Annotated in this window: 11 protein-coding genes; 7 read left to right on the forward strand and 4 right to left on the reverse strand. The window is 37.5% G+C overall.

What is annotated here, in order from left to right; translation table 11 throughout:
- From BLS65_RS16430 to BLS65_RS16445, 4 genes are all read left to right on the forward strand, one after another.
- Nucleotides 1–323 (forward strand): IS30 family transposase (locus BLS65_RS16430; RefSeq protein WP_125869922.1); only part of this gene is annotated, 323 nt, incomplete at its 5' end.
- Between the two features lie 23 nt (nucleotides 324–346).
- Nucleotides 347–595, forward strand: a complete 249-nt coding sequence (locus BLS65_RS16435; RefSeq protein WP_212590579.1) for a DUF305 domain-containing protein — start codon at nucleotides 347–349, stop codon at nucleotides 593–595.
- A gap of 203 nt (nucleotides 596–798) precedes the next feature.
- On the forward strand, nucleotides 799–1,008 hold the full coding sequence (locus BLS65_RS16440; RefSeq protein WP_092440905.1) for a DUF5661 family protein: 210 nt from the start codon (nucleotides 799–801) through the stop codon (nucleotides 1,006–1,008).
- A gap of 60 nt (nucleotides 1,009–1,068) precedes the next feature.
- Entirely contained in the window at nucleotides 1,069–1,521 is a 453-nt protein-coding gene (locus tag BLS65_RS16445; RefSeq protein WP_092440906.1) for a hypothetical protein, read from the forward strand.
- A gap of 491 nt (nucleotides 1,522–2,012) precedes the next feature.
- On the opposite strand, the gene BLS65_RS16450 is transcribed toward BLS65_RS16445, so the two are convergent.
- The 4 genes from BLS65_RS16450 to BLS65_RS16465 are packed head-to-tail and all read right to left on the reverse strand — an operon-like array spanning nucleotide 2,013 to nucleotide 6,318.
- Entirely contained in the window at nucleotides 2,013–3,608 is a 1,596-nt protein-coding gene (locus BLS65_RS16450) for an FAD-dependent monooxygenase (protein ID WP_092440907.1), read from the reverse strand.
- A gap of 2 nt (nucleotides 3,609–3,610) precedes the next feature.
- On the reverse strand, nucleotides 3,611–4,318 hold the full coding sequence (locus tag BLS65_RS16455; protein WP_092440908.1) for a methyltransferase domain-containing protein: 708 nt from the start codon (nucleotides 4,316–4,318) through the stop codon (nucleotides 3,611–3,613).
- Entirely contained in the window at nucleotides 4,305–5,426 is a 1,122-nt protein-coding gene (locus BLS65_RS16460; RefSeq protein ID WP_092440909.1) for a type III polyketide synthase, read from the reverse strand. Before BLS65_RS16460 ends, BLS65_RS16455 begins: the two co-directional genes overlap by 14 nt.
- Nucleotides 5,410–6,318, reverse strand: a complete 909-nt coding sequence (locus BLS65_RS16465) for a UbiA family prenyltransferase (protein ID WP_092440910.1) — start codon at nucleotides 6,316–6,318, stop codon at nucleotides 5,410–5,412. The genes BLS65_RS16460 and BLS65_RS16465 overlap by 17 nt, the downstream gene beginning before the upstream one ends.
- A gap of 463 nt (nucleotides 6,319–6,781) precedes the next feature.
- Here BLS65_RS16465 and BLS65_RS16470 point away from each other — a divergent pair, with 463 nt between their 5' ends.
- From BLS65_RS16470 to BLS65_RS18475, 3 genes are all read left to right on the forward strand, one after another.
- The gene (locus tag BLS65_RS16470) at nucleotides 6,782–7,078 is read left to right on the forward strand and encodes a 4a-hydroxytetrahydrobiopterin dehydratase (RefSeq protein WP_092440911.1); all 297 of its coding nucleotides are present in this window, start codon (nucleotides 6,782–6,784) and stop codon (nucleotides 7,076–7,078) included.
- A gap of 100 nt (nucleotides 7,079–7,178) precedes the next feature.
- Nucleotides 7,179–7,898 carry a ferredoxin reductase domain-containing protein gene (locus BLS65_RS16475; RefSeq protein WP_212590580.1) on the forward strand — a complete coding sequence of 240 codons (720 nt, stop codon included), beginning with the start codon at nucleotides 7,179–7,181 and terminating at the stop codon, nucleotides 7,896–7,898.
- Between the two features lie 56 nt (nucleotides 7,899–7,954).
- Nucleotides 7,955–8,131, forward strand: a complete 177-nt coding sequence (locus tag BLS65_RS18475) for a hypothetical protein (RefSeq protein WP_170830180.1) — start codon at nucleotides 7,955–7,957, stop codon at nucleotides 8,129–8,131.
- Nucleotides 8,132–8,295 lie beyond the last annotated feature (164 nt).

Genomic DNA, 8,295 nt, shown 5'->3' on the forward strand with positions numbered 1-8,295 from the left:
CGCTATCCCCGTTGGCACACCAAATGCACACTATTACCGCTGATAATGGAAAGGAGTTTGCAGCACATCAGGTTATTGCCGAAAAGTTGCAAATAAATTTTTACTTTGCACGGCCATACCACAGCTGGGAGCGCGGCGCTAACGAGAATGCAAACCGCTTGGTAAGGCAGTATTTCCCGAAGAAAACGGACTTTAAAACGATAACACAAGAGCAGGTTCAGTGGGTCGAAGATATTCTTAACAGTCGGCCTAGAAAAAGGCTAGGGTTTATCTCTCCCCTCTTAACATATAATCAGTTAACCCAAGTTGCATTTGTGAGTTGAATCTTGCAGACAAAAAAATGAACATGATAATTGCGGTAATTAGCATATCGGTTTTTGTTTTATCATTAATCCTACTTAGGACACAAACTCCAATTGGGGATAAACAATATATGAAAGCGATGATACCTCATCATTCGTCAGCAATTTTGACAAGCAAACACGCAGACATTAAGGACCCGGAAGTAAAAGAGTTATCTGAAAAGATTATTGAATCACAAGAAGAAGAGATTGCTCAAATGAAAGCAATATTAGACCGAATGGACAAAAAATAAACAGGGTGTAACTTATGCGATAGTTGGTCATTCGTAATATTTATGGATTGGGATGCCACCTAAAATGAAATTAATAATGGTTCAAGGGTTGACGGGTTCAATCACCAAACTGAGGCTTGAAGTTACGTTTAAAGAAATATTGAAAATAGTAAAATCAATCTAAAAGCATCTAGGAGAGTTCTTTAATTAAAACCACAAGTGAAATGACAAAATTCAATTTGAAGGATGCAGAAGAAATCGGTGATGATCTTGGAATCGATTGGGATAAATTAACGCCCACGGAATTTGCAATGGGTTTAAATGTTGAATTGGAGCATGGTAAAATTTCGCCAGAAACCGATGTTACAGATGACGACAATATGATGACTGGAAAAATAGCATGGGCACATCTAAATGAGTTTCCCGATTATTAGACTAGACTGGCAAAACTAGAGAAGGAAGCTCGCGAATATTGGAAAAGAAACTGAAAACAAATGACTGAGGCCAATCAAAAAAAATCCTTTATTTTCTGGCAGAAGTGGCTAATGTACAGTAGTCTACTATTTGCATTATTTGGAATTGTTATTGCACTTTATGGAGCCAATCCATTTTTTGCGCAGTACAACAATGCATTGGCTTCTATCTTTTGGCATGTTTCCGAAATGCCAACAGAGGTAGAACCATTTAGGGCATTTATATCGGGTCCCTTGGGCGGAACCATTGCCAGTTGTTATATTTTGTTGGCTTATATTGCCTGGGGTCCTTTCAAGAGAAAAGAAACATGGGCACGCAATGCTATTCTGTTTGCCTTTGGAACTTGGTTTATCCTGGATTCGGCGATATGTTTGTATTCCGGTGTGTATTTTCAGGTTTACCTTGTCAATGCATTCTCATTTCTGCAAAAGGCACTGCCAATAATTTTTACGTGGAAATACTTTAAAAAATAAATCCTCTGATTATAGCACTATTATACTTCATTTTAAATGGCAGGATAACCAATCAAATAAACGATGCTCATCCCATATTTGTTTCTTGTCGTTTCTGAATTCCAGGTAAAATGGAAAACAATATTCGAAATCCTTTTAGTTCGGATGGCACACTAAGGGCATCAACTGGCATACCAATAAACGAAATTCCTACACCACTAATGGTCCTTAAATGCTGCTAGATTGGCAGGAAATCGATCGGATAAGGTAATTTTATTTCAGCATTGAATGTTTGTTCAAATTAGTAAAAATACGCTCCATGGCGCCACCACTTCCGGATCATAAATCGAGAATATGAATGGTATTGGTTTTGATAAGTGCCTCCTTTAGGATTGGCAAAACTGGCTGGTAAAGATTAAACGTATGGAATAGAAACCGTAGGTAATCGGTCATGCTATCCCTGATACGTTCAGGAAACCACGGTTAATCCTCAAATTCAAAGCCCCGAAACGTCATTTTAGAAATTTTCGAAGGTAATTACTGAGGCTTACAAAGTCGAACTCTCGACTTCGCCAAGCAATGTATAAATCGGGGCGAACAAAGTAACAACCTTCATTTTCAAGCCCAAGGCTTTTGAAAAGAGTGTGTGTGCTGGATTCATATGCAATGTATTTTATTGAAATAACATCGGTGTATAAATCGACTACCGCTTGAAAAGGTGAAGGCAATTCTTGCTTTCCGAAGATTAACAGATGGAAAGTTCGTGAATCCAAACCATCATTTAAAGCGCAGGACCGACCAGCCATTTCATAAGTTAGATAAGGTAAACGATCACCGGGCTTGGGCGAATGTGCTGGAAAACTAACTGAGGATAACGAATCGGTAAGGATGCTGTTTTTATATTTAATGCCAATTCCGGATAATGAAATGAATATTTTTGTGCGTAACGCGATATTTTTTTTAAACCACGTTATTACCATTGGCAACAACAATGGAGCAAGTTTCAAACGGAAGAACCTGACAAAGAAAAAATTGTTGGCCATAAAAGAATAAGCAAGATCGGTATGTCTGATAATGTTCAATGCCAAAGGCCGACGTTCTTTTTGATAGGTATCCAGCAAATCTTCTAATGCTTTTTCGTGTATATAAAAAGCCAATTTCCAGGCCAAGTTATGTGCATCCTGGAGTCCAGTATTCATACCTTGTGCACCAACCGGACTGTGAACATGTGCTGCATCGCCAACCAAAAGGCATCGGTTTTGTCTGAACGATTTGGCACAGCGTGAGTGTGACCTGAATATCGAAAACCATTGTGGGTGATGTAGTTCTATTCCGAAATGAATAGGATTTCCGAAGAAATTTTTGACATCGTCAAATTCAACCTTTTCTTCCTTTTGAATTGCCGGAATCAGGCCATCAATGCGCCAACGGTTATCTGGCAGTGGAAAAAAACCAGCAGTATAATCATTGGCAAATGAAAAAAATATTTGGTTGGCGGCTAATGATAACTTGGCTTCACAATCAGTAATAAAAAGTCGTGCTTTGTGTGTTTTTCCCGGGAAAGGAATCTTTAATCGTGTTCTCACCAGACTGTTGTTTCCATCGGCACCAATCAAAAACCGGGATTTAATGATCTCAGTTGTTCCGTTAGACTTTTGAATTTCAGATGTAATTCCTTCGTTATCCTGAGTAAAAGTTAAAAGAGTAGTATTGTTTTCAACAGAATGGCCGTGTTCATTAAGGAATTCAATCAGCAGGGTTTCCGTTTGCCATTGCTCAAGCATCAGAAGATGTGGGAAGAGGGTCAAACCCTTTCCAAACTCACTGATGTCAACAACAGTAGTATCTCTTAGATGATTGAATTGAATATTGATTGTTTTTGCCGTTGTTCCCGCTTTCATTGCTTTTTCAGCAATACCCATTTGATGAAATATCTCTAAAGTGCGGGCATGGACAATCAACGCTCCTGAATAGATTGCGGGTGAGGTTTTCTTATCGATGATCCGAAATGAAATATTCTGCAACGCAAGTTGACAGGCCATCATCAGACCAGCCGGTCCGGCTCCGGCAATTAGAACATCCACGGTTATTTTTTCATCTGATTCCATCGTTATCTGGCAGTTTTAGCAACAATTAAATACCTGAAAGCCCATCGCCATTGTATGGATATTTCTTGTATATCAGCATTATGAAATAATTGTTCCAATTCATTTCGGGTAAATGCCCTTAATACCGAAATTGGTCCATCATGCTTTGATAAAGCTGACCCATTCAGGAGCCTAGTTAGAAACCAGACACTATAATAAGCAATCGGACTTCGCTGTAAATCATTCACCACAAAACCTTCGCTTGTATAGGTTTTCAAATAACTGAATAGTTCCAAAAGTTCTTGGTTATTCAGGTGATGACAAAACAGCGAACAATGAACGATGTCCACCTTTGGATTGGTCTTTAGAAAATCCTTGTAATCGATCGCTTTTCCGGTAATTTCTGGATAATCAGAACAATTATTAATCAAGTATTGTATTGCATCAGGATTTTTATCTATCCCGGTAAGTTTTACCTCATATTGGTTTGATCGAGCCCACTGGGCAATATATTTCAGCACATCGCCGCTGCCACAACCCAAATCGACTATATGATAAATTTTTCTCCGGTCTATCATCAACCGCTTTATGCCTTCAATAGAAATAGAATGACCTCCAAGATACCGGTTCAGAATATCTAGTTCACCTAAGTTTTTATGAAGTAATTTTACCGGAATATCTGGAGCATCCATCATTTCAGACTGACCAGACCGATTTTTAAACGAAACCATGACAGACCATTGAAGCCGTATCGATACTTATTCCGGGTCCGAATCCCATAGCAAATATAGTTTCTCCAGAAGCGGGATTGCTTTTAAACAGTTCGTTCAAGACAAATAAGATAGTGGGCGACGACATGTTTCCATAATTCCGCAGTACTGCATAAGAATGTTTTAGTTCGTCGTCTTTCAGTTGTAATCCGCGTTCAACTGCCTGCAGTATTTTTTTGCCTCCTGGATGCACTGCCCAGTGATTGATATTATCGGGTGTGAGTTGGAGTTTATCAGATACGGCTTCCATTAACAAACCCAGTTCCTCCCCAATAAACTCAGGTATTCCGGCATCAAGTATCATCTCGAAATTTACAGAATTGACCTTCCATCCCATAAAATCTTTTCCGCGTTTGAGAAGTATCGGGCTAAATCCTTTCAAAGAAAATCCTTTTTTATTTTGCTCATTAGCAAATGATTCAGACACCATTATTACTGCAGCAGCTCCATCACCAAATATGGTATTCGAAAGCAAATTGTCGCTATCGTTTTTAGGCTGAAAATGCAAGGTGCAAAGTTCGACACATACAATCAGCACCCGAGCGTCTGGCTCTGATTTCACAATACTATCCGCAATTTTCAAGGCAGGAAAAGCAGCGTTACAGCCTATAAAATTAAGCGAGGTATGGAACGTATCAGGAGATAAATTCAATTCCACCATCAATTCAATGTCAAGTCCCGGATTAAGTATCCCGGTACAGGTAACCGTAATCAGATGGGTTATCCCAAATTCAGCAACAGAAACCTGAATGTTTTTAAATGCATTTTCAATGGCCTTTACAGAAAGTGGCAATGCCTTTTGTCTAAAAACGTCGATCCTTTCGGCCACCATAGGAATTTCGTGGTTAAGCGGGAAGAGCGAACGTTCGTCTGTGTCAGAAAAATCAGGAATGGAAGAGTGTCGGCTATTAATGGCGCTTTGGTGGAACAATACACTTAACTTACGGGAAGCAGTTGGATCCTGGTATTCTTTGTGCATAAACTGAAGAATCGTATCCTGACTCATTGAATATTCAGGAACAGCAGTTCCGATTGAAATTATTCTACTTTCATTAAAACCAGTTTCCATAGCGATTGAAAATTAATAGTAAGAAATAAAGGTTCATTGTGGCTGAGGTGAGCATATTCATATTCATTGTATTCTCAAAATTTGCATGTTTGGAGTCCTTCCTCACTTTTGCAAACCAAACGGAAAGCCGGTAAATAACTGGGAGCATCATCAGTAAGAAGATGATAAGGGCAAAGGTTTGTTGTTTTATGCTGAAATACAAGAACATTAACAGAACTGCCACTGCAAAAAGCAACCCTGAAAAAACGAAAGTTCCGGTATAGCCCAATTTATAGCTGATTGAAATAACACCGTCGTTTTTATCTGCCTGATGCTGGTAGATCTGGGTTAAGGGATAGATGCTGCCAATGAATAAGCTGGAAATAATCATGCAAATGATAGAATTTTCAGAAAATAATTCAGCCCAATTGACACGACTTATCGCAACGGAAGACATCAAATATACAAAAGCGCCCTGAAACACAAACACGGTCAGAAATCCGATGATAGGGTATTTTTTTAGACGAATCAGGCGGTAACTGTATGCCCGCGACATGAGAATAAATACCAATACCATCAGCGAAAAATAAACCGAAATTAAAAAACCGGCCAAAAGTGCCAGAATATCCATCAACAAGGTGGCATAATATAAATTGGAGGTAACTTTTGGAGGATATTTCAGTCCGCCAATGCTGCCCTCGTCACGATCCTGATAGCTATTGTAGCCATTGCTTGAAGGGAAAACCAAAATATGCAAAATAAGGAAAGCCAGAACGGTATTTACCCAATTTATTTCGTTGGTTTGACTGAGTGCGAACAGAAAAACAGGCAGTAGAAAAAAAGAAAACAGGAACCGTAGATGCTTTACCGTATTCTTGTCGAACCATGAAACTATTGGATAATCGAATGCCATAGATGTAAATTTAATGAAGGTTGATATTTACTCTAACCCTAGTTTTACATATTGCTGAATAAACCATACGTTGATTGTTGGGAGTGAGTCCATCAACTAAAAGAGTATTTAATTCTTCCAGCTATTTTTTCAATCCCATTCATGAGGACTTCTAATTAATTATTTGAATAATTCAATTAACATAAGACCTAAATAGCATGTTGTGTTGTTGAAAATGCTAAAAATAGTTACGATGCTAATTTTAAAATAACAAATTTACTCCATTTTTCAAGCAGGTAAATTACACATTTCTGATGGAAATTTACATTATTCCCACATTTTAAGTCAATGGTGTTTAATCCTAATTTTCGTTCTGCTTATTTTAAATCATTGACGATTATGCATAATTAAGTTTCCTTTGTTTTTTATAACAATAAGAATGATAGTTTGTTGATTATCTAATATGTATTCTAATGAATCAATTATGAAAGCTTTAACTAAAGATGAAATTGCCGGTTATCTGGCACTAAATTTAAAAGACTGGACTTTTGAGGGAAACGCAATTAAAAGAGATTTTAAGATTGAAACCTTTGTGGAGGCATTCTCTTTTATGACTGCAATAGCTTTGGTATTAGAGAAAATTGATCATCATCCTGATTGGAGCAACAGTTACAACAAGGTATCTATCGTTTTGTCCACCCATTCGGCCAAAGGGATCACTCACCATGATATTGATCTGGCTGAAAAAATTGACGGCACATACAAAAGATACGCTCAGTGAATGTGTGAATTATGTAACTTTTCCCCATAGTTGTGTAAGCCCTTTTCATGATAAAAAATTCAACTTGCATTCGGAATTTTAACTGTAATCTATCCTTTCAATGAAGATTACATCAACAGTTAATACTTCTAATGCACATAAATCACATACAATGAATCAGATTGTAAAAATTAGTTCAACTGAAAAGGTCACTCATGATGTGATAAAAATTGTTACCGACAAACCGGATCATTATATATTCAGCCCCGGACAGGCAACTGAAGTTACAATCAACAAACCAGGCTGGCAGAAAGAAAAAAGACCTTTCACTTTTACCTGCCTGCCTACCGACGATTATCTGGAGTTTACTATTAAAACGTATCCGGAGCATAAGGGAGTAACCAACGAGTTACTAAAACTGAAAAAGAATGATGAGTTGATTTTACATGATGTGTTTGGAGCCATTTTGTATGAAAAAGAAGGCGTATTTATTGCTGGAGGCGCAGGTATTACTCCTTTCATTGCTATTTTTAGGCATCTTCAGAGGCAAAACAAAATCGGCAACAATCTTTTGGTATTCGCCAATAAAACCAAGGCAGATATTATTCTTGAAAAGGAATTTAAGAAAATGTTAGGCGATGCTTTCATCAATATCTTATCAAATGAAAAGGTGAATGGATATCATCATGGAATGATAACTGAAGAATTTTTAAAAACCAACATCAAAAATGTTCATCAAGAGTTTTATGTATGTGGCCCTCCGCCTATGATGGATGCTGTTCTTAAGCAATTAGCAAGTCTTCGTGTTGATAAAAATTTAATTACAAAGGAAGCAGTATAACTTGTATAATTCACAAATAATTGATTTAGCCATTTAAAATATAAAAACAGAAGACGATGCCACTAAAAAAGGGGAAGTCGAAAAAGGTAATATCTGAGAACATAGAAGAACTCATGCATAGTTACCATAAGAAGGGGACGATAGGGACATCCAGCCCAAAGTCAAACAAAAAGGCGCAGAAACAGGCAATAGCAATAGCTTTCAGTATGGCTAAAAAGGAAAGTAAAGAATAGGATTAATTATGACGTTTAGTAGATTTTCAGTTAATTAAGAATACAAACAATAAGAAAGAAAAATAATTATGGAGTATGTAAACTAAACTCTGTCTACTACAAAAAAGTGTTACACTTGTATTAGAAAAGAGAAAAGATGGAATCAGAAGAATTTAAGATCATGC

It is taken from the genome of Williamwhitmania taraxaci, assembly GCF_900096565.1.
GTDB classification, from domain to species: domain Bacteria; phylum Bacteroidota; class Bacteroidia; order Bacteroidales; family Williamwhitmaniaceae; genus Williamwhitmania; species Williamwhitmania taraxaci.